The sequence below is a fragment of the Paenibacillus sp. FSL H7-0326 genome (assembly GCF_001955535.1).
GTDB classification, from domain to species: Bacteria; Bacillota; Bacilli; order Paenibacillales; family Paenibacillaceae; genus Paenibacillus; species Paenibacillus shunpengii.
The window spans coordinates 411,610-436,596 of record NZ_MPVN01000001.1; the positions used below are offsets into that span (position 1 = coordinate 411,610).

The 24,987-nt window shown below is 46.2% G+C and carries 21 protein-coding genes; 1 reads left to right on the forward strand and 20 read right to left on the reverse strand.

The window, feature by feature from the left end; genetic code table 11:
• Position 1 precedes the first annotated feature (1 nt).
• From BK126_RS01750 to BK126_RS01825, 16 genes are all read right to left on the reverse strand, one after another.
• The gene (locus BK126_RS01750; RefSeq protein WP_076311016.1) at positions 2 to 901 is read right to left on the reverse strand and encodes a carbohydrate ABC transporter permease; all 900 of its coding nucleotides are present in this window, start codon (positions 899 to 901) and stop codon (positions 2 to 4) included.
• Positions 898 to 3,471: a DUF5696 domain-containing protein gene (locus BK126_RS01755; RefSeq protein ID WP_076311017.1), complete on the reverse strand. Its 2,574-nt coding sequence runs from the start codon at positions 3,469 to 3,471 to the stop codon at positions 898 to 900. The genes BK126_RS01750 and BK126_RS01755 overlap by 4 nt, the downstream gene beginning before the upstream one ends.
• A 15-nt stretch (positions 3,472 to 3,486) precedes the next feature.
• Positions 3,487 to 4,107, reverse strand: coding sequence for a Yip1 family protein (locus BK126_RS01760; RefSeq protein ID WP_076311018.1), 621 nt, complete (start codon positions 4,105 to 4,107; stop codon positions 3,487 to 3,489).
• Positions 4,088 to 5,569, reverse strand: a complete 1,482-nt coding sequence (locus tag BK126_RS01765) for an NHL repeat-containing protein (protein ID WP_143757651.1) — start codon at positions 5,567 to 5,569, stop codon at positions 4,088 to 4,090. The genes BK126_RS01760 and BK126_RS01765 overlap by 20 nt, the downstream gene beginning before the upstream one ends.
• A 13-nt stretch (positions 5,570 to 5,582) precedes the next feature.
• The gene (locus BK126_RS01770; protein WP_076312497.1) at positions 5,583 to 6,461 is read right to left on the reverse strand and encodes a carbohydrate ABC transporter permease; all 879 of its coding nucleotides are present in this window, start codon (positions 6,459 to 6,461) and stop codon (positions 5,583 to 5,585) included.
• A gap of 5 nt (positions 6,462 to 6,466) precedes the next feature.
• On the reverse strand, positions 6,467 to 7,435 hold the full coding sequence (locus BK126_RS01775; protein ID WP_076311019.1) for a carbohydrate ABC transporter permease: 969 nt from the start codon (positions 7,433 to 7,435) through the stop codon (positions 6,467 to 6,469).
• 17 nt (positions 7,436 to 7,452) lie between these two features.
• Positions 7,453 to 10,386, reverse strand: a complete 2,934-nt coding sequence (locus tag BK126_RS01780; protein ID WP_076312498.1) for an extracellular solute-binding protein — start codon at positions 10,384 to 10,386, stop codon at positions 7,453 to 7,455.
• 140 nt (positions 10,387 to 10,526) lie between these two features.
• Positions 10,527 to 11,954 carry an ABC transporter substrate-binding protein gene (locus BK126_RS01785; RefSeq protein WP_076311020.1) on the reverse strand — a complete coding sequence of 476 codons (1,428 nt, stop codon included), beginning with the start codon at positions 11,952 to 11,954 and terminating at the stop codon, positions 10,527 to 10,529.
• A 372-nt stretch (positions 11,955 to 12,326) separates the two neighbouring features.
• Entirely contained in the window at positions 12,327 to 13,397 is a 1,071-nt protein-coding gene (locus BK126_RS01790; protein WP_076311021.1) for a LacI family DNA-binding transcriptional regulator, read from the reverse strand.
• A gap of 196 nt (positions 13,398 to 13,593) precedes the next feature.
• Positions 13,594 to 14,634: a LacI family DNA-binding transcriptional regulator gene (locus BK126_RS01795; protein ID WP_076311022.1), complete on the reverse strand. Its 1,041-nt coding sequence runs from the start codon at positions 14,632 to 14,634 to the stop codon at positions 13,594 to 13,596.
• Between the two features lie 67 nt (positions 14,635 to 14,701).
• The gene (locus BK126_RS01800) at positions 14,702 to 15,418 is read right to left on the reverse strand and encodes a GntR family transcriptional regulator (protein WP_076311023.1); all 717 of its coding nucleotides are present in this window, start codon (positions 15,416 to 15,418) and stop codon (positions 14,702 to 14,704) included.
• Positions 15,419 to 15,426: 8 nt separating this feature from the next.
• Complete coding sequence (locus BK126_RS01805; protein ID WP_076311024.1) at positions 15,427 to 16,449, reverse strand: sugar kinase; 1,023 nt, start codon at positions 16,447 to 16,449, stop codon at positions 15,427 to 15,429.
• Positions 16,436 to 17,197 (reverse strand): 2-dehydro-3-deoxy-phosphogluconate aldolase, encoded by a 762-nt coding sequence (dagF, locus tag BK126_RS01810; RefSeq protein ID WP_076311025.1) that lies wholly within the window; start codon positions 17,195 to 17,197, stop codon positions 16,436 to 16,438. Before dagF ends, BK126_RS01805 begins: the two co-directional genes overlap by 14 nt.
• Positions 17,198 to 17,203: 6 nt before the next feature.
• On the reverse strand, positions 17,204 to 18,307 hold the full coding sequence (locus BK126_RS01815) for a DgaE family pyridoxal phosphate-dependent ammonia lyase (RefSeq protein WP_445321896.1): 1,104 nt from the start codon (positions 18,305 to 18,307) through the stop codon (positions 17,204 to 17,206).
• Positions 18,285 to 19,388 (reverse strand): amidohydrolase/deacetylase family metallohydrolase, encoded by a 1,104-nt coding sequence (locus BK126_RS01820; protein ID WP_076311026.1) that lies wholly within the window; start codon positions 19,386 to 19,388, stop codon positions 18,285 to 18,287. The genes BK126_RS01815 and BK126_RS01820 overlap by 23 nt, the downstream gene beginning before the upstream one ends.
• 230 nt (positions 19,389 to 19,618) lie before the next feature.
• Complete coding sequence (locus tag BK126_RS01825; RefSeq protein WP_076311027.1) at positions 19,619 to 20,518, reverse strand: DMT family transporter; 900 nt, start codon at positions 20,516 to 20,518, stop codon at positions 19,619 to 19,621.
• Positions 20,519 to 20,670: 152 nt separating this feature from the next.
• Here BK126_RS01825 and BK126_RS01830 point away from each other — a divergent pair, with 152 nt between their 5' ends.
• Positions 20,671 to 21,582 carry a LysR family transcriptional regulator gene (locus BK126_RS01830; protein WP_076311028.1) on the forward strand — a complete coding sequence of 304 codons (912 nt, stop codon included), beginning with the start codon at positions 20,671 to 20,673 and terminating at the stop codon, positions 21,580 to 21,582.
• 274 nt (positions 21,583 to 21,856) lie between these two features.
• On the opposite strand, the gene BK126_RS01835 is transcribed toward BK126_RS01830, so the two are convergent.
• The 4 genes from BK126_RS01835 to BK126_RS01850 all read right to left on the reverse strand — a co-directional run bounded on the left by BK126_RS01835 (position 21,857) and on the right by BK126_RS01850 (position 24,956).
• Positions 21,857 to 22,753 carry an NAD(P)/FAD-dependent oxidoreductase gene (locus tag BK126_RS01835; protein ID WP_076311029.1) on the reverse strand — a complete coding sequence of 299 codons (897 nt, stop codon included), beginning with the start codon at positions 22,751 to 22,753 and terminating at the stop codon, positions 21,857 to 21,859.
• 104 nt (positions 22,754 to 22,857) lie between these two features.
• Positions 22,858 to 23,400: a hypothetical protein gene (locus BK126_RS01840; protein WP_076311030.1), complete on the reverse strand. Its 543-nt coding sequence runs from the start codon at positions 23,398 to 23,400 to the stop codon at positions 22,858 to 22,860.
• Between the two features lie 199 nt (positions 23,401 to 23,599).
• Entirely contained in the window at positions 23,600 to 23,938 is a 339-nt protein-coding gene (locus BK126_RS01845) for a DUF3243 domain-containing protein (RefSeq protein ID WP_076311031.1), read from the reverse strand.
• 106 nt (positions 23,939 to 24,044) lie between these two features.
• Positions 24,045 to 24,956: an NAD(P)/FAD-dependent oxidoreductase gene (locus tag BK126_RS01850; RefSeq protein WP_076311032.1), complete on the reverse strand. Its 912-nt coding sequence runs from the start codon at positions 24,954 to 24,956 to the stop codon at positions 24,045 to 24,047.
• Positions 24,957 to 24,987 lie beyond the last annotated feature (31 nt).

The following is a 24,987-nucleotide window of genomic DNA, read 5'->3' on the forward strand; positions in this document are numbered from 1 at the left end:
ATTAATTGTAATGAACGCGCTTCGATATAAAGAACCCAATGAAGAAGAGCAATAGGCCGACTACGACCGTGTAGATCCATGACATCGACGCGCTCAGCCCGAAATTCTGCGTCTGAAATGCGGTCGTGTAGATCGTTTGAGTAATTGGACTTGTTGTAAAGGAATCGATCACCGTATAGATGACATTCGTCAGAATCAAGGGACTGACCATCGGAAACGTAATCTTCCAGAAGGATTCATAGCCTGTTGCGCCTTCAATCTTGGCTACTTCATACATTGAGCTAGGGACAGATTGCAGGGCTGCAAGGAAGATAAGGATCTGTACCCCCGAGCTGCGAATAATATCGTAAATTCGCATTACGGCATCCACAATGTACTCGGTGATAACAAGGGGTAACCCCGCCTCATTCAACAATTGGACCATGGACAGTGTATTAAACTGAGAAGAGGCTCCGGCCGTTTCTTCCGCCACGGTTGCATTACCGATTAGGTTAATTAGTCCTGAAGCTTCTGCAGATGCGACTGCACCAGATGCCAGGATCACGGGTAGGAAGAAGATCGCTCTCGCCAGTCCTCTTCCTCTAAACTTTTGATTAAGCAGCACTGCCGAAAACAGGCTGAAAAACAGAATAAGCGGAACATTAACGATCATTTGCAATACAGATTCTGTCAGAATACGGTTGTAGTTTGCATCGATGAGCAGCGCTTCTTTGAAGTTGCTCCAGCCAACATACGCCAGCTCATAGCCTTGAGAAACTACCGTCAGCTCACTAAGACTGAACCGAATGGACTGGATCATAGGTGTAAGAAATAGAAAGATAAAGCCAAGCAGCCAGGGCGAAATGAAAATGATGCCAAGAAGTGATCTCTTCTGAGACAAGGTTATACGGCGTGTTCTCATGATGGGTCACCGCCTATTACATAGTCCTGTGCTGGAATTCTGACTCCGCGAGCCACCACAGTCTCCGAATTATAATTAATCAATATGGAAGCTCCGTTACTGTATTTCACCTCAACGACACCAGGCTGATGAACAATCCGATCCTGCATCTTCTCGGTCCGGAGCGGACCCAGCACCTGATTCACTTCGTCGTACATAGATACGGCATCATCGATCCAGTTGGAATACTCGGCTGAGTACATATAATCATACCGGGTGTATTTCAGCTCTGAAGAAGTGTTCGCTGTCCATAGAAAATGCGGAGCGGAGCCAAGCTCCAGGCTGTACAGAAGCTGGTGCCTCATATTGGCTGCGGCCGTAAGATTGACCGGATCTCCTGCATAATCGATATACCCGTGAATGACCATCTGATAGAAAGGCACCGATTCATCTGTCAGGTTAAATCTGCTGGAGGATTCCGGTATGTTGACAAGATGCTGAGCATATTGCAATGCATAGGCGTTCCCTCCGCTGATCATCAAATTCGGATATTCTTCTGCCAGCAGGCCGATTTGCTCTTCTACGATCGCTCTCGCCGTATTTCGGAAGATTAAGCTGTTGTTACGATAGTCAGAATGCAGTGTACTTCCCAAATCGCGAAGCGCAAGAGCCGACAATTCCTTCTTGCGGTACTGCTCCATAAATTGAGCGGTTACATCCGGAAGCTTGGCAGGAGACAGCAGATAATATTCATCCTGCAGTAGGGACATTCGATTAAGCGATCTGTCATACGGTGAGAGCTCTGCTGCTTCTTTGGTTATAAAGCGGGAAGCGTCACTAGACGATCGAAAACCTTTGCCATTGTCATAGACCTGTTGAAAGGCTACGTCAGGATACAGCTCTCCCCCTGTACGATTCAGCTGCTCCTGCAGTGCATTCAGCTCCCGGTCTTTGCCTAACTCAGAGGTGTTCAATTTGACAGGAAGCTCGTGCTCAAGCCCCGCTCCGAACCATCCCAAGTACTGCATTTGAATATTGGAGATGCTCTGTGCCTGCAATTCTGCAGCAATGCCCTGTGCCTCTTTGAAAGTGGTCATCGGTACGGTTGCATTATAAGGTACACCCAGAAAGGATTGCTGTTTATCAATCGCTCCCACAATATCGACATAGAATGGGATGTCCTCTTGATCGGATAGAGGCTGAAGAACACCTTGTTCTACAAGCATTGTTTGATAAGCTTGAGCCATTCCAGAGTAGCTTGCACCGTCACCTGACAAAAAGCTGTATTTCACACGAATATCACCATTATATTTTTCGCTTGACAGCAGCTGGATTTCTTGAACCTTACTTCCTGTGTACAGCTCCAGCTCATCATCTCCCCGCACAGCATATCGGCTGAACACGTGATTGAAGGAATTTTGTTTACCGCTGATATCGGCAGCGATGCTGGCATTTCCTTCCCCTTCCTCAATGACCGCGATGAATGCATGATCACCTGATTTCAAGCCAAACACCGGTAAGCGGGCGGGTTCAGCAATTTGAGCTCTCGTTCTGCTGTTATCATTCGGATCCTGTCCATAGACGGGCTGAACATACTGCGGCTCTTTTACTTTACCGTTATCAAAATGGATAAGGCTGCCTGAGCCATCAGGCACAAGCATATAGCCATCCTGACCAGAGATTGCAGCCCCGAAGTAGGAGAGCAAATCCAAGGTTTGAATTTGATGCCCTTCACTTTCCTCCAGCTGGGAGAGCGGAACGGTTACCATGAGGGCATCCCCTTCCAGACGGTATTCCACAGGAATGAGAAACTTCGGTTTATCCGCGGACCCTCCGGGTCCACCAATCCCGTTCTCTTCATTGTCGTAAGCTAAATCTTCTGGCGTATATCCTGCCTGCTCGAAGGCTGCCAGCATCTTGCGGAGCACGAGTGGCCGCTCGACCTGCGTATCCGCCCTTTCCACGACCTCAGGATTAGCATCCTGCACCAGATAGCGGGTCTCCACATAGCTTGCGGTCACCTCATCCAGTTTGCTCAGCACTTTTTCCTGCAGCCTTTGTTTACTAATAAATTTGGGAAGCGCATCGATCCCAAGCTCTGCATCCCCAAGGGTATATTCAATACGTACACCATCCTTAATGCCTTGTAATTCGAACTGTCCATTGGAAATGCTGTACTTGTAATTCGTATACGTATCTAGAACGCCCAGTGTATTGCGAAATGAGACCGAGACCTGGGAGGCGATGGATTCTTTTTCAAAGGCAGTAGCAATACTATCCTCTTCCATCTCCGGCGGGTTACTGTACCAGATCTCTCCTGACCGATGATCCTTCACTGCAATCACTGTCGTATCTTCATTAATGTACAAGCTTAAGCTGTCATTCTTGGCTGCAAGAGCCATTCCAGCTACACCCTCTGTCGAATCCTGAAGCGGTGTGAATGGTTCTGCTCCTGAATCAGCGGATGCTGACACATATGACTCAGGATTTACCCCGGATAATTTTCCACTTAGCACGATAAAGCAGAGAATACTGACCAGCACGAGCGCGCAAGCCAGCACAGCTGTATATTTCCATTTACGAGATGACACCAGACTTACGCCTCCTTAAGATCGGAATATGAGCTCACGGTAAATGTTGGTTACAAATTCAATGATCTGTTGGATCAGACTCATCACCAGCGTGCCCAGAAATACGATAATCGCCATAACGACGATGGTCAGCAGAATCGTTACAATCGTCTTCGTTGCTGTGTATTGATGTACTGTCATGATGCCCACAAACAGCAGGTAGATGAACCAGATGGCCGCTACGGTATTCAGCAAATAATAAAATGCGGTCTCCTCCTGCGTCATAAATCGGCTGATCAAAGTCATGGGCAAGTACACCAGGATCATCGGGATGAGTGCATAAGCGGTGGCGTTAACTATTTCACGAAACTTCCCCTCCCCTTCCATAAGTGTCGTAATGGACCAATTAGATACACACCACAGGATAAAAGGAAACACGACGTACTGGAGCTCAGCCAGGCTGTTTAATGTTCTAGGATCGTTGAAGTTAACCAGAAACCCGGCAAATTGACGCTGTATAACCATCGTTATAAATAGAAGAAATAGAATGGTAATCGCAACTCTCAGTTTTCCTTTCCCCTCATATTTAAGATCCCAATACCCTTCAAACGGATGGATGATGAGATGGAGAGGAAACTTAATAAAATCCTGCTTCATGCTGCTCTTTCCTCCTTTTACGCCAGGATTTCGACCATCTGTATCCGGCAAACACGATGACGGCTGTTGTGCCGATCGTTAATATCGTACCGAAATGCTCCTGCAGCACTTCCTTTCGGTACCTCTTAAAGGCAACCGAGTAATTTTTACGATCCATTCCCAGCTTAAAATGCTCCATCGCTTCCTTATTTTCCTTCGCATATAAGAGAGATTTTCCGATTCCGATGTAAGCGATATCATAATTCGCGTTCAATCTCAGCACTTCTCTCCACTTGGCTACTGAAGCCTCATCATCCCCGTTGTAATGCGCGGTGACAGCATCGTTAATGGCACTTCCATAGCTGGTCGGAGAGAAGAGTGTGATGGTTTCTTTGCCTTGGTCGAGGACAATATGCTGATTCCCCAGCTTCTCTATAGCGACTGGTGTACTAAAGGTTCCGACCTGTGTTCCTATTCCGCCGTAAATATATAGCAAATTGCCTTCATGGTCATATGTGAAGATACGCCCTCTGAGTGAATCCAGCACACTATACATGCCGTTTCCCTGATATTTGATATCTACTAATTTGGAGGGTCCTCCATTGACTCCTATGGACCGATATCGGATATCTCCTTTCACATCAAAATACCCATACCTTTTGAGCACATCCTCACCTGAAGGATTCAGACGCTTAATCGGGGTGCTCGAGCCAGGATCAATATTCGTTGCATATACGAAACCTTTCTCCCCCATATCAATATTGGAGAATTCTGTCGGAATGTATAATGCCATCTGATTCTTCTGTGCATCGGTAGCGATGAGACGCCATAAATAGTCAACAAAATTGCGGCGTACCTGTATTGTTCCGACGTAACCAATGAATTCACCCGACTCATCAAACTGCAGAATCCCCTCGTATGCTCCCCGGGATGTGACAAATACCCGTCCGGCATCATCCACCGCCAGCTTTAACGGAACGAAGGAGAAGCTGGCTCCGAGCACCTCGGACTGTGGGTTCTCAATCGTTTTGATCCATTCTCCTTCTGGGGACAAAATAACGATTCGCTTGTTCTCCGTATCTGCAATATATAGGTCTCCTGCTTTATTCACCGTGATGCCAGTAGGCATATTAAAGGTCTGCTCCGCTCCGTCCATGCTGTAATCGGAGAAGATTCGATCTACTGTCCAATCCTTATTTAGAACGACAATGCGATGATTCCCTGTATCCGCAATATAGATCTTGCCTTCACTGCTTACAAAGATGTCCTGCGGAGATACGAAGCCTCCAATGCCGAGATCAACTCCCGATATGCTTCTGTCCGGCAGAAATGCATCGGGAGCCGGTACAGCTTCTTCATAATAATTATAGGTATAGCTTTCGTATGGAGCCTTGGCCGCTACCGCTGAAGGAGCGGAACAGAGCAGCGCTGCTGATATTAAGGCAATGCAATATCGCTTCAACCTTCGTTTATAAGCATGCAAGTTCTTATCCCTCCTATTCCTTCATTCCGGAAGTTGCCATAGTTTCAATGATACGGCTCTGAGAAAAGACAAAGATCGTAATCGGAACACTCATCATAATGAGTGCAACAGCTGCACCAACACCAGCTCTCGCTATTCCCCCTTGAATAATATTCGTTGTCGCAGAGGTCAGCGTCTTCAGGTTCTCACTATAGATAAATCCATTACCGTCGGTCCCCCACAGGATCTGAAACAGCAGAATAATAAGTGTGAGCCAAGCCGGCTTCACATTCGGCATAACAACCGACCAGAAGATTCGATACTCACTCGCCCCATCCATCTTCGCGGCTTCGATCAGTGCGTCCGGAATCTGCTCCATGAACTGCTTCATCAGATACAGTCCGAGCGGATAAGAAAAGGCCGGAATGATGACAGCCCAGTACGTATCCACCCACCCCAGCCAGGACATGATCATATAGGTTGGGATGGCCGTAACTGCAGGGGTGAACATCAACGACAGTACGATCATCTGGAACATGATTTTGTTTCCAGGAAATTGATGCTTGGCAAGCGGGTAAGCAGCAGCAGAAGCCAGCAGAACGTGACCCACGATCCCCATCCCGGTAATAAATACCGTGTTAAAAATGTACCTTGTGAACGGCACCCATGAAGCACCCAGCAAGTTGATCAGATCTGCAAAATTATCCATCGTTGGATTTTTGACAAACAACGTCGGCGGAAAAATAAAGATCTCATCCAATGGCTTGAAGGCGGCATTTATGGCATACACCAGCGGCAGCACCATGAAGGCACCTACAACTCCCAAGACAAGAAACAACGACAAGCTTCCCAGAAAGGAGCGATTGACTCTCTTAACTCTTTTTCTCCGGAATAGGCGATAGGGTATATTCATCATCTTTATTCACCTACTCTACGCAATAATTTTTGGACAATGATGTTGGAGCCAATCATGATAATGAACAATACCGTTGCAATTGCCGATGCAAATCCCATCTCGAAGCGGATCGTGCCAAAATCCATCAAATGCGTCACAATCGTCTCTGCTGCATAATTGACGCTTGGGAATCCCGCTAGCTGAATGGACACATCGGATACGGCAAGGGAAGTTGTAATCTGAATAACGGCACCGAACATCAGCTGGGGCTTCATTGAAGGCAGGGTAATATACCACAGCTCCTGCCATCGATTCTTAATCCCATCAACAGCGCCTGCCTCATACAGCGTCTTGTCAACGGTTTGAAGACCCGCAATAAAAGCTAGGAATCCCGTCCCAAGACTAAGCCACAGCTGAACCAGGATAATGATTGGCAGCACATAGGCTTCGGTTTTGAGCCATTGAATAGGCTCGAGCAGTATTCCAATCTCAATGAGCAATCCGTTAATGATCCCATAACGGTCCCCGGAGAAGATGAGCAGCCATATGAAGAAGACATTCCCTGAGATGGAAGGAGCATAGAAGATCAGGGTCATGAAGGCCCGCCATTTGGGACTCAGCTCATTGATGATCCAGGCGAAGATAAAGCATGCAAAATAACTGACTGGTCCTGTAATGGCAGCAAATAGTAGTGTGTTCTTTAAGGCAATCAAGAAAATATCATCTTCAAGGAACAGCCGAGTATAATTCTGCCATCCTACAAACTTTGGCATTTCGAGCATGTTGAAGTACGTAAAGCTGATAATAATGGAGAGAACAACTGGCAATACAGTGAACATCAGGAACAAAATCATATAGGGTGCCATCAGTATATATAAGTGCTTCTTTACTTTTATTTCCTTGATTACTCTGCCAAGTTTGCTGTCTCGAGGCGCCCGTTCGCCCTGTGGAGGGACTGTGCGAGTCTTGTTTTCAATCTGAATATTGGACATACACTTGTATCCCCCCTCTATTCCGTCAGACCAAATTCACTGCGCTTGGCACGAATTTCATCCTGAATATATTGAACGTAATCCATCAGCGCTTCGCGCGGTTCAATCTGTCCATCTACCGTACGATAAAAAGCATTAATGAGATGTCGTCCTGTAAAGTAACCGCCCGGCACTTCCGGAATACCCTCTACCCATTCGAATCCGGCCTGCAGCTGATCAAAATCCTCAACTGGCCATGGCAGCTTCTCAAGTGCATTAATATTCGCTGTCGGATATCTGGCAGCCGCGCCCATTAAGCCTTCCATCTCACGCCCAAATTTGACCTGTGTCTCCTCGCTGGTCCACCATTTCATATACTCCCAAGCCGCTTCTTTATCTTCGGCACCTTCCAGCATAAGTACACCGCTTCCTCCGCTGGCTACAGAACGATTAATAGATCCATTCTCCAGCTCCGTTCCCGGAATTACGGTAAATCCCCACATACCGCGAATTTCTGGCGCAAAGACGGTCAATTGGTTATAGGTCGTGTAATCCGCAATGCCAATCGGCATTTCTCCTGTCCGAAAACGGTTCGCAAAGTCATATTCTCGTTCCAGCTTGTAATCCGTATAGAACTCCGTCCATTGCTTAAAGGCATCAATGCCGATCTGGGAATCGAGGTCCGATTCCTTGCCTCCATCCCGATAGAATTCTCCTTCCGTCTGGAAGAGCAGCATCGAATATACGGAGTTCGGAGGTACGTTCTCTCCGGGATAGCTTGGCTGCACGACCAGCGGCAGGCCAAAATCCATATGGTTCTTATCCAGCACAGAGAGAAGACTCCATACTTCATCCCACGTCTGAGGTACTTCGAGTCCCAACTCATTCAATACATCCTTACGATAAAACAGCATGTTGAACGTCTGTGTTTCAGGAAGCGCATATACGCCATCCTCATACGTGTATGGAACTAGAGCACTGTCACGGAATCTTGCAGCCACCTCGTCATAATCCGAAAATACAGATATATCTGCAGCTGCATTACGCATCGCATAGTTGACAGGTATGTCATTTCCCATTTGCATGGCGACATCCGGGCCTTGACCGGATAAGGTGGCAGGCAGCAAGGAGCCCATTGGAACCAGCTTCAGATTAACCTGAATTCCTGTCTCTGGAGTGAATGTCTCATCAATCATGGATTTGATCGTATTCGCCTGGTCTCGGCCACTTCCGATCCATACCGTGACCGTTCGCCCCTCCTCTGATTCGCTCGCTACACTCCCGATGGAATCATAATCAATGAAGAAGGAATAGAAGAAGGTTACAATTTCATGCCACATTTCCGCGAACCAGCTGCTTCCCTTATTAGAAATCGTTTGATCTGATGAAGCTATGTAGATAGAATCGATCTCAAGCGGCTGCTCTCTTATTTGCTGGAGCCATGTACCGAGACCGCCAGTATTGGTCTTGTAGGCCTGTAGTCGTCTAGGAATCGTATCCGGATCATCGACCATTTCATCAAGCTGCAATGACATCGTTTTTAATAATGCGTCCTGATCTCCGCTGCCTGGAGACAACACTCTTAGCTGTGCTCCGACTTGCTTCAATCGTTCGCTCTCCCTGCTGAACACTTCGAGCAGATCAGGAATCCGTTCATCGACTCGGTAATCCCGCACTTCATCAGGGGCCGTACCTGTGATCATCAAAATTTTGCGGTACATGGAGTTCAGTTCGATAAGGCTATCCTCTACCTCGCGTATAAGCGGTGCAAACTCGCCTAGTGTGACCTCCATACGAATGGTGTTCGTGCCAGCCTTCAAATGATACAAATACGGCTCTTTGAATTCATCTTCCATGATTCGCATTTCGTAGCCATTCTCGTATCGAAAAGGAATTCTGCTCATTTCTTCGAAAGGAATTTCACCATTAATTGTCAGCTTTCTCGTTGAATAGATCCCTCTTACAAAATTCTGCTTGGTGTTAAAGGCGAGTTTATACAATCCTTCCTTCGGCACCTCGACCTCCCATTCAATCCACTGACCTGGGATCCGCCAGTTATACCCGCCGATCGTGTTCACTTTTGACAGCTTCGGACTGTATGGATAGGTAGCCGGGCTGGATCGATCCATCAGCGGATATAGGGTTGGGGAAGATTTCGCTGTGGCGTCCTCTGCCTGCAGCTCAATGAGTACTCCTGCTGGTGAATCCACTCCTTCAGATGTCTTCAAGCCTGCATATTGTTCATACGCGGCCGGCTCCTCATACTTGTGAAGCGTAAGCTCCTTGATGATCACCGGCTCACGTTGCGCAATTAACGATAAGGTATGTGTCCCTTGACTGAAATAAAATGCAAAGGGCTCCTCATAGTAACCGTTAGAATCCTTAAGCATCGTCGTTTGCCAATCCGGTGTCTCATGCTGCTGAGGACGAAGATCATTGCCTCGATTATCCTGTTCTATCTCGGGCTTCAGATTGTCCCATACCCGGTCCATTTGAATGAAAGCCGCCTCACGAAATGGAAGCTCCCCATCAATGAGCAGACTTCGTTCGATGGCTGAGCTCTTGCCTTCGATTGGATAATAAGTGGATGAAATATAGTATAGGCCAGCTGTTTCGACCTTAAATGTCCATTCCAAAGTGCTGTCTTCCCCTGTTTTTATCGATTGTCCTGAGGCTCCCTCTGCATTTGAAACGATTTCTGAGCCCTCCCCCTCAAGAGAGCTTACCTTCGCTGCATCCAATATGATGGATTGGTCAGGGTAAGATGCCTGCTCATACTTTTTAATATATTCGCTGTAAGATTCATCTTTGGTCAGAATCAGATCTTGTGACAACAGGGGGGCTTGCTCCGTAGATTGAAGCATCGAAGCATTCTCATCGGCAGCGACAGTTCCTATGCCTGAAGCAGAGAACATCACAGTGGAGCCGACCGCAAATACCAGTATCACTTTTAACCATGTTTGCACACGCATCAGCGGATTCAATTCGCACGCCTCCCTACTACCATAGGCAGCATAATTCATTTCCTTTATAGTAAACTTAATAAAGAGAGGGACAGGGCATTGTGTATCATAAAACCCTGCCCCTCTCCAGCTTCAATGGATAAAACCAATTATTTATTTTGTGCTTCGAGCTTATCGATTGATGCCTGAGCCTGCTGCTTATATTTCTCCGCAGCCGAAGCCACGGAAGCGTTCTCAACAAGAACATCAGCAACGAAGCTGTAATACGGATACTCTGGATAAGCCTCGTCAAGCGATACCAAGCCAGTGCCTGTAATGTTTTCTCTTATAATGCGGATGTCATCTTCGTAGGAGTAGAGGCTTTCTAAGTAGTTCTGGGAAGGATACTCCTCCAGCTGTGGAACATCGTACAATTCCTCGAAGATCTGATATACAAGTGCCGGATCCTTCACACCTTTCGGGATGAAGTAAGCATTCAGAGCCGTATCTCCATAGGTGACTTCAGGATTACCTTGAGGTCCGATCGGATATGGAACAACACCAATTTCAAAATTAATATCGCCGATTTGCCATTGTGCAGCGTGGAACATCGCAATATCGCCGTCCTTGAAAGTGTCTGTTTCTTCCCACAGTGTCTTGTCTCCCGATTTCACTTTGACCACGTTATTGTTGTACAGTGACGCCAGATATTCTATCGCTTCAATCGTACGAGGGTCGGTGAGACCTTCAGTTGCCTTCGTCTCGTCTCCTGCTGGATCGAGCACTGTATTACCGCCATTTGCCACGATCAGATTGCGTCCGACCTGAGCGGACCAGCCGGAGAAGCCCCAAGTGTCCATTTTTCCATCATTGTTTGTGTCCTTTGTGGCCTGCTTGGCGATCTCAAGCATCTTATCCCAGGTCCATTCGCCTTTGTCGTATAATTCTTGAAGATCAGGGAGTCCAAGTTCTTCGAATAAATCTCTGTTGTAGTGAATTCCTACGCCGCCGTTACTCGGCATGCCGCCGTAGAAACCGTATTGCTCTCCAAGTAATGCTGGCCCGGCATTCGCTAAGCGCTGATCCGTGTTAATGCTGGATTCTGGTGTTGTAAATTCCGAGATTTTGTGAAGCTGGCCTTTCTGAATGGCAGGAAGTGCTGCTTTGTATTCGAGGTAGGTGATATCAGCGAGAGGCTCTCCCGCCAATACGGAGGCTGTGAATTTTTCCATGTATTCTTCATAAGGTATATTAACGAATTCGAACTTGACGTTGTATTTCTCTTCTGTCTTCTTCAGCTGTTCAACCAAAGCCTTGCCTTGTGCATCTGTATCTGTCGGTGTGAGATCCCACCAGGCTGAGAGCTTGATGACCCGTCCGCCTAAATCGGGCACGTCTTCGGCAACTGCTTCTTCCGTATTTTCAGTATCCGTTTCGGCAGCTGGTTCTGTATCATTACCGCCAGAAGCTTCCGTATTCGTTTCAGGAGTCGTCTCTGGAGCAGCAGCTGGTGTGTCTGCCCCCCCTCCAGAACACGCTGCCAAAAAGATGAACGTGAACACCATCAACAAACTTAAAAGCGCTTTCATTTTTCTCATTGAAAAATACCCTCCCCTTTAAATTCATCAAGTTTGCTGTCTGCATGCGCTGTCTGACGTGTCTGCTGTTTCATGCTGTAAATGACCACCACCCGTTATGTTAATGCAATCAATTTACAAAACAACAATAACATCTCATGGTAAAATCAGTCAAACACTTTTTTGTTTAATTCAACTTTTGTTATTTATATGTTATTTTATTTAGGGTATTGTTTTATATTTTATGCTGAATATGTTGGATATATGATTTGCTTCTCTGCTATTACCAATCGAGGGGCACTCGTTGAAGAAGTAAAAAAAGCCGTCCTAATGGCAGACCCATCAGTACAGCTTATTTATCAATTCATTTCAGGATTTAGCATCTTTTCGGGGCTAGTTATTGCTGACAGCTGCATCTGCGGCTCCTCTTGCCGGAATGCTCAGCTGATTCCGTATAACCAATTCTGCTGCCAGCTGCTTCTTCTCCATCGGCGCCTCCGGATTGGCAATTCGCCACAGCATTTGATCTACAGCTCGCATGCCAAGCATTTTTTTATTCACATGCACGGTTACAGCAATGCTATGAAGATCATTGATATGATCAAATCCCGTAACCAAGCACTCCTCCGGAGTCTTAATCCCATGCCTGCTGAGCTGTTCAATCAGATCCAGCGCAGTTGCATCATTCATACACACGAACACCTCAGGCAGTGTACCCTGCATGTCTGTTAAAGCCTGCCCTATATCCTCGAAAGTTCCCTTGAGGAGCTTCTCATTCTGATTACATGCAATACCATATTGTTCCAACACAAGTCGAAATACGGTCCAGCGTTCAAAAAAGCTGTAAGCCTCTGTCTTGTTGCCTACAAACTGATAGCTTCTAAATCCCTTTGTTACAAGGAGCTGCATCAATTCTCGCATACTTGTCTGATTATCCGTGAAGATCATATCACAGCCTAACGACGCATCCATATGATCAATCATGACAACCGGAATTTCCAGCTTGTGCAGTTCAAATAAGCTTGCGGACGAGACCGCCCCCACCGTTATTGTACCTCTAATCGCCTCTGGATTAAGGAGAGAGAATAAATGATCATGTGACGGCTCGGTTACCGTCAGGATGTCGAGTCCATATTCATTAAGCTGGGTTGTTACTCCCTCCAGTATGGGTCCCCAGTAGGCTGAGTCATAATTCTGAAATCTAACATTTGGAAAAAGAACGAGAATCGTGCCCCGGTTCCTTGATTCTTTGTTAATCTGGCCAGCGTCTCCTGATCTAGCTGCGGAACTGTCGGAAACAGAGATTGGCATGTGATTGTAATAACCAAGCTGTTCTGCCACATGTACGATTAACTCACGTGTCCGCTCGCTGACACCTGGTTTGCCAGCTAAAGTACGTGAAACCGAGAATTTGGATACACCTGCCTGGTTGGCAATTTGCTGAATGGTAACCTTTTTACGCATGCTATCACCTATGCTTCCGTCTGCAGTATCTACTTCTGCTCTATATTAGCATAATATCGACCTAAACCAAACATTAAATGTTATTCCTATATCATAACAAATCATAACAAAATCTTAATCCAGATAAAAATCTATCAAAAAAAGCATATCTCTCTCAACCAAAAACGGTTAAAGCAGGGATATGCCAAAGATCATCCTATTTTGTTAATGCATAATGGTCTCTATGGATCAGATCAGCCTGTATCAATAGTCTCTCATATGGGGATTCAGGATGAGACAGCCTCCATATCAACTGATCTACCGCTCTCTTGCCAAGAAGAGCTTTGTTTACATCGACGGTTGCCAGTATCGGCTGATCTGTTTCCACATTATCGAAACCCGTTACCGCACAGCTATCCGGTACAGATCGTCCTAATTTATGTAACTCCTCAATGACAAAACGTGCTGTAATATCATTTACACAGACAAACACTTCTGGTAATTCCTCCGGCGGGATCTCATGGATGGAGTGTATCATGTCTATATCATCCAGATATCCGAGCAGAGACTCCTTCTGAGGACATTTAATTCCATGCTCGTCCAGCGCCATACGATAGGCAGTCCACCGGTCCATAAAGCTAGGTGCTTCCTTAATATTCCCAACAAATTGAAACTTCCGATAGCCTTTGCCGATGAGGCCATTCATCATTTCCCGCATCAGAGTAATATTATCGCTGAATATCGTATCACAGTGAAATACCGGCTCAATATGATCGACCATCACTACAGGAATTTGAAGTCTTTGGAATTCCAGCAGCAACGAGACAGACACGGTTCCCACCGTAATAATCCCTTGTATTGCATCAGGATTCAATAAAGAAAATATCTTCTCTGAAGAAGGCTCGGTCAGCGTCAAGATGTCATGACCCATCTCATTTAACCGCGCTGAAATGCCTTCAAATACAGGTCCCCAATAGAGTGAATCCATGTTCTGGTATCGGATGTTAGGAAAAAGCACAACGATCGTTCCGGTTCCTTTACGGTGATCGGTTATATATTGTTCTTTGGGTGATTCACCATTCGCTGGCTTGCCAAGTCCCGCGGTATTCTTGAAATAACCAAGCTGTCCAGCAGTGCGAATAATCATTTCCCGCGTCGTCTCGCTTACTCCGCTCTTTCCAGTCAACGCTCTGGACACGGCAAACTTGGAAACGCCTGCTGCATCAGCGATTTGCTGCATTGTAACTTTGTTCCGCATTTTTTCACCTGTTTTCTAGTGTAAAGATATAGGTCATCTTATCATAATCCGGAGGAAAAATGCCATGTTAGAGTTGATAATTCACGATATAGGGACTTAACATCGTGTTGTAATATCCGGTACTCCACTCAACAGCACGACCATCTTCCGTATAAGCAAAACGTTGTCGTCTGAGAACAACATCTCCTTCAGACATGCCCAATTCACTGGCGATGCGGGCAGATAAAGGCGCTACCGTGAACTGATCACGGTACTGTTCAGCTACCAGATTATGATCCTCTAACCATTCGTATAAGGAAAATTCATCTCCAACACTCCAGTCCTCTGCCTCGGCAAGACCAAGCGGCAATCTATGCTCATAGTAGATAAAGGGCTGGTCATTTAACAGGTACAAGCGCTCCAGGCACAAGCAGCGATCCCCAAACAGCGTATAAGCTTCGCTGCCCGGACTATTCTGCTCCATATTCTTGCCAACCAGCCGTTTATATATCGTTTCCCCTTGCTCAACCAAGATCTCGGTAAACTGCTTGCCCTTCGATAATTGAGGCGCAACGCTGTTTCGTTGAACCGTTGTCCCTACACCGCTCTGCTTCATCACGTACCCTTCCTGCTGCAGCTCCTTAATTGCATTTCTCACGGTCATTTTGCTTACCGCAAATTCCTGCTCCAGCTGGGGCTCAGAAGGGATCAATGTACCAACCGGATATTGACCATGCACAATTCGATCTCGGATGATCTTTTTCAGCTGCAAATAGAGCGGTCCTTTCTTTCTTGATAAGGACACAAGTATCACTACCTTTCAATATCTGGTGCAAGCTCATGCATTGCTCTTACGATATCCTGCTCGGATAAAGCTGCAGTATCACCCGGCACGGTATGAGCCAGAATGGAAGCAGCTGTAGCGAACTGAACCGCATATTCAGCATCATAGCCATTAATATTGCTGTGTATAATACCTGCCGTGTAAGCATCACCTGCACCAACCCGGTCCAGAACAACAGCGTTCATGGGTCTTCCAATCTTCATCATACCATCCTTATACATATATCCGGTAATCATATGATGATGGTCTGGACCAACCTCCCGCTGCGTTCCTGCTATCATTTTTATTGCATATTTGGACGCGATCATAGGAATAAGCTCCTGAAGCTGCTCAGTACGTCCTTCAAAGCTGGACTGATAACCTAGCAGTGAAATGGCATCCCGCTCATTCATCATTACTATATCTGCAAGACACAGCATTTCCTCGTAATACGATTTGGCATGCCTGCGTTCTTCTTCCTCCCACAGTGTGCTCCTGTAATTACAGTCAAACACCACACTTCCGCCTGCCGATTTGACCTGTTCTGCAAGTGACTTCATTTGATATCGTACATTCGCATTCATAGCCAGGCCAATACCGCATAAATGCAAGTAATCTGTATTTTCAGCGATCAGCATCGTGTTATATGCCTCTTTGGCCGTGCTGTTAAAGCTGCTGTTCTTCCGGCTTCCATACGTAACTCTCGTTGGTCTCATGCCATAACCGGTTTCAAGATAGTAGCTTCCGAGGATGCTGCCCTCTGCACGTACAAAGCGTGTATTTAGATCTAAGGCCCGAAGTGAAGCCGCAGCCGCATCTCCAAGCGAATTGTCAGGGACGGTGGTAACTATGGATGCTTCATGCCCTAAGCGGGCCATAGCTGCAGCGATGTTAACTCCTGTTCCTGTAAAAGCATAAGTCAGAGACCTGGATTGTGACAATGTCTCGTAATTCGGGACGGCGAGCCGCATCATCACTTCTCCAAATGCAGTAATCCGCTTATGTGCCTTCATGGGCATCCACCTCGCACTTCAGAATCTGTGTCAATTCAAGTACGTCTTGGATGTTAGTTAGACCCGTTTCCTTATCAATAATGGAGGAATAAACATGCGGTATCACTTGCGGTACTCCTGCATCTAGAGCAAGCCGTAGGATATCTCTGAAATTGTCCTTGTCGATGCCTCCGGTTGGTTCGAGAGCAAAGTTCGCCCTGGCACAGGCCTTAGCGACCTCTAGGTATTCTTCTTTTGTCTCCAGCCCGTTCATCGGAAAATACTTCAGCGCGTTTCCTCCCATATCGGCCACGAGAGCAATCGCAGCCTCAACGGGCACGATGGCTTTTTGGGTCAGCATAGAACTGGCTGGTCCGGTAGATAGATTCACGAATCCGGGCTTGCCGCATGGGGACACCAGGCTGTTGATCCAGCTCTCCTTACCGTTTAGATTGGCACGCGTCGCTCCAACACCGGTAAACACCTGATTAATATGGGAGCCTGCATAATGAACTGCAATACTACTCACGACCTCTGACTGTCTTGGATCTCCTGCCCCTAGTCCGATCGAGATGGCATCCGCACAACCCTCGCCATAGCTCTGCATGGCTTCTGCAGCTGACACTGCATCTGAATAATTCTTGGATAATACGCCGATCAGCACATAACCTTCCGCCGCTTCAAAAATGTCCTTTGCATTGCTTACACTTCCGGCCAGGACGTTTAGTGCTGCACGGCCTTTATATAATCGCTCCGCCATTTTGCTCATTTCTATTCAGCCTCCCTTAATGATTTCCGTAATTCGATCAAATATAACTTTTATATCGTCTGCCTTAAGTGACCGTGGATCAATATCGAAATATCCCTGCTTCACACCGTAATCACGGGTGTAGATGGCAATATCTCCTGTACGGAGCTTCTCTGCCACTTGTAAGGCATTGATTCCGGCTTCTTCTGCATTTACCTTGATTCGTCCCCGATAAATAAGCCTTCCAGCCTCATCCTGTACGATGCTCATATCGATGCCAGCGAGTTCAGATAATGCGGCAAGCTCCATCAAGGATTGTTTCTCTTCTTCGCTTCGATCCTGCTTGACCCCATATTCATCCAGCGCCTGCAGCAGCCCGAACGAGGCTTCCTTACCAACTTTCATGCTTCTGCCAATGCCATGGAGCTGCACTTTAAGCCATTCAATATATTTACTTCTACCCGCCACGATACCGGAAGTAGGGCCTTCAATTGCTTTGGAGCCGCTATAAATTACGAGGTCAGAAATGGATATATAGCTCTTCAGATCCTCCTCCGCTGCCGCATCTATTATAAGAGGGACCTGATGCTCTCTTGCTACTTCCCATGCTTCCGCAGCAGAGATCATATTCTTCTGAACACTGTGGTGTGATTTCACATAGAGTATTGCCGCCGTTCGCTCTGTAATCGCATCCTCCAGATGCTCCTGCTTGCCTTCGTTTGCATATCCCGCCTCAACCAGCTTGCCTCCGCCCAAATAGATCATCGTCTCTACAGGAGCTCCGTATTGAACGTTGTGACCCTTCAGCATCACGATTTCATTTTTACTGATCGTCTCTTGATGGAGCTTGAGACTTAGTCTTCGATTCCCCTGCGTAACCATAGCTGCTACGGACAGCGCAATGCCGCTTGAAGCTGAATTGACGATAGCAGCCGCCTCTGCACCGAGCAGGCTTGCAATATGCTCTCCTGCCTTGTTCGTTAGATCACTGATTTCAACGTACTGCTGTCCACCTTGCTTCATTGCTTCCATAACAGAGTCCGTCGGTGCGGATACACCCAGAACGCTCATTCTGCCGCTTGCATTAATCACTCTTTTTAAACCGTATTTATGAAGAATAGAAGTATTCACCTATGATTGCTCCTCTCGATTGAATAATTGACTTGGCCAGACGTGTATCTCCATTTGAATCGGTCATTGTTCTTGACTCAGGCACCACTTCAAATAAAGTGAGATTCGCTTCATCCCCTACCTGAATTCGTCCCAGCTCCGGCCGTCCAAGCCAGTCTGCAGCCCGCTTTGTCACCCGATCTATAACCTCGTCAAGAGAGTATCCGATGACCATAAATTTGGTCATTACATCGGCCAGGCTGTACACCGGACCCTTCACACGATTGCCTCTGTAAATGTCTGAACTGATGGTATCTGGATGAATTCCTCTACCTTTGGCAGTCTCAGCAACACGAAAGGAGAAGCTGGCCGTTCCATGTCCGACATCCAAATGCACGCCGCGACGGATCGCCGCGTTCAGCTCAGGTATGAGCTCATTTTTGTCGTCCAAAATGTTATTGGCCTTCCCATGCAGATAATGAGTGACAATATCTCGTGCTCTCAGGCTGTTCAGCACTTCATGAATGCCGGGAGGACCGGAACCTATATGAACCATAAGCGGTAATTTGACTTGCTCTGATATATGAAGGGCTGCCTTCAATGGACTTATCCCTTCTTCCTTGACTACACTTCTGCTGATTCTCGCCTTGAGTCCGACGATAAAATTACGGTATCTGGCTATGGTCTCCACAGCTAATTGCCGGTCTATCCACTCTGCTCTGCTCAGCTCATCCTGCCTTAAGCCCAGCCCAATTCGTGAGATATTTAAGAAGGCCAGCACTCGCGTCTTTGCTGTCCTGCTGCGTCGATACAGCTCCTCTAAATGATCTGCACCACAGCTTCCAGCATCAATAATTGTGGTAACACCCTGGCTCACACCGATCTTGTCAGCATCATCACCATAAGGCTGGTAGCTGTCCATGGCATGGACATGCATATCAATCCACCCGCTCGATACATAGTGACCTGAACAATCTATAATCTCATCACCTGCAGCGGATTCTGCTGTCTCTATAGCAGCGATGTGTCCCTGCCTGATCACCAGATCAAACCTCTCCTCCGAATGAACAGTCCTCACTGAACGAAGTACTCGGGTATGCATTACAACCTCCTCCATCTCCATGTTCTTCCGCTTTTCACTTGTACCTTAACACAGATTTAGCAGCAGGTAAATATAACGTTATAATGTTTAATTGATTATCTGACATACTAAAAAGACGTTTTCTCTATTGAAAACGCCTTGATTCAAGGTTAGACCCAATGCTCAACCTACCCACTCGAATTTTTGATTCCTATAGCTAACTTTGTACAAAGATTGCTGCGAAGCCTCTATTATATCCCGAACCGTTGAGATGGGTTTCTTTTTTTGAAGTGAAGCAGCTTATTCCACTTGACCTCGGTAAGAATAACGCCTCCCAAGATGAGTGCTGCGCCCATATAACCATTCAAGCTTAGCTGTTCTCCATATATTGCATAGGCAAATCCGGCAGCAAATACAGGCTCCAGGGAAAAAATAAGTCCGGCACGCGTAGAGGAAATATGCTTCTGCGCCATGATCTGCAGGGTGTAGGCGACTGCACTGCATAATACAGCCAGTCCCAGAATGGATATCCAGGCTCCTCCTGAAGCCGGAAGCTTCGGTTCCTCAAACAGGATACTGAACAGTAGAGCGAGTCCTCCGGCAAAACCGAGCTGCAGTATGCTGAGTGCCTTGCCATCCCCTTGCTGAACCATACGCCCTGATAGAAGGATATACAATGCATAGCTCAAGGCTCCCATAATACATAACAGATCACCTGTTTTGAGCTGCATGCTGTTCTCAAGCGTAAGAAGCCCGATACCCGCTATGGCTAACAAAATACTGCATACAATCTTCGCCTCAGGCCAGCGTTTTTGAACCATCGATACGAGAATCGGTACAAATACCACAGATAAACTGATTAGAAATCCGGCCTGCGAAGTGGTTGTTTGTTTGACTCCATAAGTAATAAATACAAAGGAAACAAACAGGACTGCCCCTAAGACAAAACCCTGCCGCAGTGTACGAAAAGTCATTTTGGACCATGTTCTGTAGAAAATAATGCCCATAAGAATAAAGGCCAAACCGAAGCGAAGGGCAATCATATTCAGCTCTTGAATCGATGTCAAACCTTCCTTCATAAATAAATAAGAGGAACCCCACAACAGGGTTACAAGCAGCATCTGCAGATCTGCCTTACGTTCTACTTTCACTATCGTTCTTCCCTTCAATTTCTTGCTTGTATGTATAAGTGGATTACCGAACTCAAACAGCAAGATTCAGTATATATCAAGTCTTTTCACAAGAAAAATGAATGTTTATAATTGATATTATGAATTTATTTCATGTAAAAGGAAGATGACAAATGTCTCTGGCAAAATACGAGATTTTCACAACCGTAGTCGAACTCCAAAGCTTGACCAAAGCTGCCGAAGCTTTGAATCTCACTCAATCTGCAGTTAGTCATGCCATTTCAAGCTTAGAAGCAGGCTGTGGATTTGCATTACTTATTCGCTCCAAAGCGGGTATTCAGCTCACCGCAAACGGAGAGCGAATTCTGCCCTATATGAGAGAAATATTGAAGTGGAACGAAATGATGCATCAAGAAATCCAGTTACTGAGCGGCATTCAAACAGGTACAGTCCGAATCGGAACATTCACGAGTGTGTCCTCACAGTGGCTTCCTGGTGTTATCAAATCCTTCCAGCATGAATATCCCGCTATTCATATTAAGCTCAAGGAAGGAGATTACGGTGAAATCAAGGGGTGGATTGCTTCAGGAGCGGTTGATTTTGGATTTTTGTCGCTGCAGGGCAGGTCTATTTTTGATACAATCCCGCTGAAGAAGGATCGCTTGGTATGTATCCTGCCGGATGGACATGCTCTGGCATTAGAATCCTCCCTTCATCTGGATCAGCTGCGAGAGGAGCCTTTCATTATGCCGAAATGGGGCGGAGATGATGAGATCGAATCCATGATTCGGACTCATAAGGTAAAGCTTAGCATCCGGTTTGAGGTTGCTGAAGAGCAAGCCATAATAGGGATGGTTCAGCACGGACTCGGCATCAGCATACTGCCGGAGATGGTACTTGGGAATCTGCCGGATACGGTACGAATTGTTCCATTGGCAGAGAAGCCCTATCGCATGATCGGAATGGCTGCATTGTCCTTGTCCGAATTGTCGCCCGCAGCTCATAAATTTATTAACTCGGTTCAGGACTGGCTAACCCTTCAGCATCTAATGGATGATCTTGGGCACCTTCCCTCTTCACCATAAATGATGATATCGCCCAATCAGCATTCGCCTGCATCTCATATATTACTGTGTAGATGAATGATGAGGAGGTAAATGTCATGGGAGAAGCAAAGCGTGGCTATGGTGAAGGTGGATATGGTGGTTACTCTTCGGTAGGGGCGATCTTGGTATTGTTCATTCTGCTCGTAATCATCGTTAGTACATTCCAATATTAATCCTTCTTATAGATATTGGAACAGAACATGGCGATCTCCATTGGAGATCGCCTCTTTTTCCTCTTTTTCGCTTAACCTGACTAGAAATCTTCATAAACAAGATCCATATTGATTCCTATAGCTGCCTTACTGCCTTCCGCTGCTGCGATAATTAACTGTGTAGGAGAAGGAACCGTACTATCCCCGGCCGCATAGATACCTTTAATATTCGTCCTTCCATACTGATCTGTCATCAAGGCGCCCCGGTCGTTCATATGACACCCCAGTCTTGGCCCAATAGGGCTTGCTTGGCTTAGCTGTGGTGTAACAAATCCACCCTCTCGCTCGATAGTTTGACCATTCTTGAACCGTATGGCCTCAAGCTTTCCGTTACGTCCGGATAATTGGCTGATTGGCTGCTCTGCAATTCTTATCCCTTTACTCACAAGTTTTTTTTGTTGTTCTACATTAAGGATCCTCTTTCCATTTGTACATATAACCAGATCCTTGCTCCAGTGATAGATCATTTGAGCCGTACTGAATACATTCATCGTCTCCGCTAGAAGAACAAGGCGCTTCCCTCTTAGCTCGTAACCATCGCAGTAGGGACAACTAAAGAGACTCTGCCCGTAATACTCCTGAAGTCCTGGCAGCGAGGGAAGAATCTCACGGAGACCCGTACTTAGCAGAACTTTTCTTCCGGTTACCTCTTTGCCGCTGGTCATACGGGCTTTAAACCCGCCAAATACAGGCTGAACATCAATGACTTCCTCTTGCATTATACTTATGGAAGGATACTCGGATAGCTCTTGATGAGCAATCTGTCTGAATTCAGCAGGACTAGCCCCATCCCTGGTCAAATAACCATGAGATTGTCTGGTCCGCGCATGCCGAGGTCTGCCGTGATCGAAGATGATCGTTCTGCGGAGAGAACGTGCCAGCACCAATCCAGCACTCAGTCCTGCAGGACCGCCGCCTATAATGATGCAATCAAGCATGCCAATCCCCCTTTGATAGCTCAAAATTTCAGATATTCGATATTATGATAGCGGGCATAGAAATAGCCCCCTTGCTATCGCAAGAGGGCTGAATGTCATCCTTCTTAAGGAATATATTGTTGTACGATTTGTATAACTTCACCGTTCTCAATCGTTAGATGATAAGGAAATACGCTCATGTCCATATTCGTTGTATCTCCGTAGAGTTCGGCAAATTTATCTAAGCTGATCTCTTCATTCCACTCGATGTCAATATCCTTGGCATCTCCCGTACGATCATAAATTTGAACCGTAACGGTTGCATCATCTGCGATCTTTAGGGTTTCATTTGCTTCCTGCTCATTCACAATATAGTAGCCGTCCGGAGCATAGTCAATTCCAGCGTCAGGCTCTTGCTCCACGAAAACGGTGTTTGCTTCTTCACCTTCATACCACTCAATCTCGTCAGCTTTGATTTGCAGTTCTCCGTTAAGATCGCTAAGATCGTTGATATATACAGTTTGATTCTCTACGCGAACCGCCGTATCCTGAGCTTCCTCTGACTTCGCAAAGACTGTTGAATGATTCCCGATATTAAAGTTACCATATATTAAAGTTCCCGAAAGAATTACACCCAGCGCAACAAATGTAAATAGCCGATTTTTCATTTGACATCTCTCCTTCTGGTGCGGCTCTATAAAGCCTCCATGTGCTATGTATTAAATCTTCTTAGCTGTTCTTAGTACCTAGTATAAACGTTTATTGTTAACGAAGAGTTTCAATCTTGTTAATAAAAATATAAAATTTATTCATCTCATAAGTATAAGGGTCCCGACGAGGGACCCGAACCTGTCTTCATTTCCAACACTAATTCTTAACGAATTTGACCAACACATGTGCTAATGCATGCTGTTGTTCGTTATTAGCTGCATTCCATAGCTCTTGGAGCAGCTTCTCCTCTCTGTTTCTCGGCTCTTCATTCTTGGATAACATCTCTGCAACCTTTTCTGCAACCAATGTTAACTGTTCTTCGTTCAAACCGAGTGATTCTCCCAAGGATACACGCTTCTTCAAGTATTGTTTGAATGTTTCAAATTGTTCCAAAATATCATCCTTTTGTTCCGGAGCCATTCGATTCATCACTTCATCCACCTGATTCAGCTCTACTTTTCTATCCTTATTGATCATATGTGTTTGTTCAGACATCGTATTCTCCTCCAGTTATACAGATATTTTGAACGCTTGCACACTTCCTATTAACCTTCCCGTCTAGAATGAAACAAGATGAATCTATTACATTTTCTTTTTATCCTTAGCTGCTATGCATTTGATGCAATGCTTTGTTGATCCAGATTGCCGACAGAAGTCCATCTCCCATCGCTACAGCGGCTTGCTCCGAGTGCAAGCCGATATCACCCGCGATCCATAGGTTCGGTACAGATGACATTCGCGAACGCCCGTCTGCCTCAACATGCTTGTTACCCTCTACCTTAGCACCGAGCTGCTCCGCCAATTCCGAATGAACCTTGTTGTCTCCAAAAGCGATAAACCCTCGTTCAGCCTCGACAACAGTACCATTTGCCAGCTTGACAGCTGTTATCATGCCCTTGTCATCACTCTCTACTTCAGTAATGGCCTCTTCAATATATTGAACACCCTTCTGGCTTAATTTGTCTCTCAATTTCGAGGTCAGCTCAGCTTGATCGTGATTAATATAGATCATCTCGGAGGCCCGTTTAGCCAAGATGTTCGCCATACCGGCGCCGGTAACACCGGAACCCATAATGACGGTCCGCTTGTTCTCAATCTCGTATCCATCACAATCAGGACATATATAGACAGACATTCCCAGTGCATCTCGGAGACCCGGAATATTCGGGTGCCGATCTGTAATACCTGTAGCAAGCAGAAGTGTTCTAGCTTGATACAACTGATCATGATTACCGTTTAGTAGGAAGAGCTCACCTTCCTTTTTGGCAGAGGTAATGCGATCCGTACAAAATTCTATGCCCGTCGCTTCAGCATGAGCTCTTCCTCGTCTGCGGATCTCCTCTCCAGATATCCCCTCCGGAAACCCCAGTATATTATGATAATTACGGCATATGGTCGAACGACCTTCCCCCGCATCAATGACTAGCACCTTGTGTATAGAATACCTTCCCAGCTGTATAGCAGCCTGCAGCCCGGCAATACCTCCGCCGACAATTATGCAATCATATATCATCCTATCCCTGCCTTCTTCTATATGTCTTCTC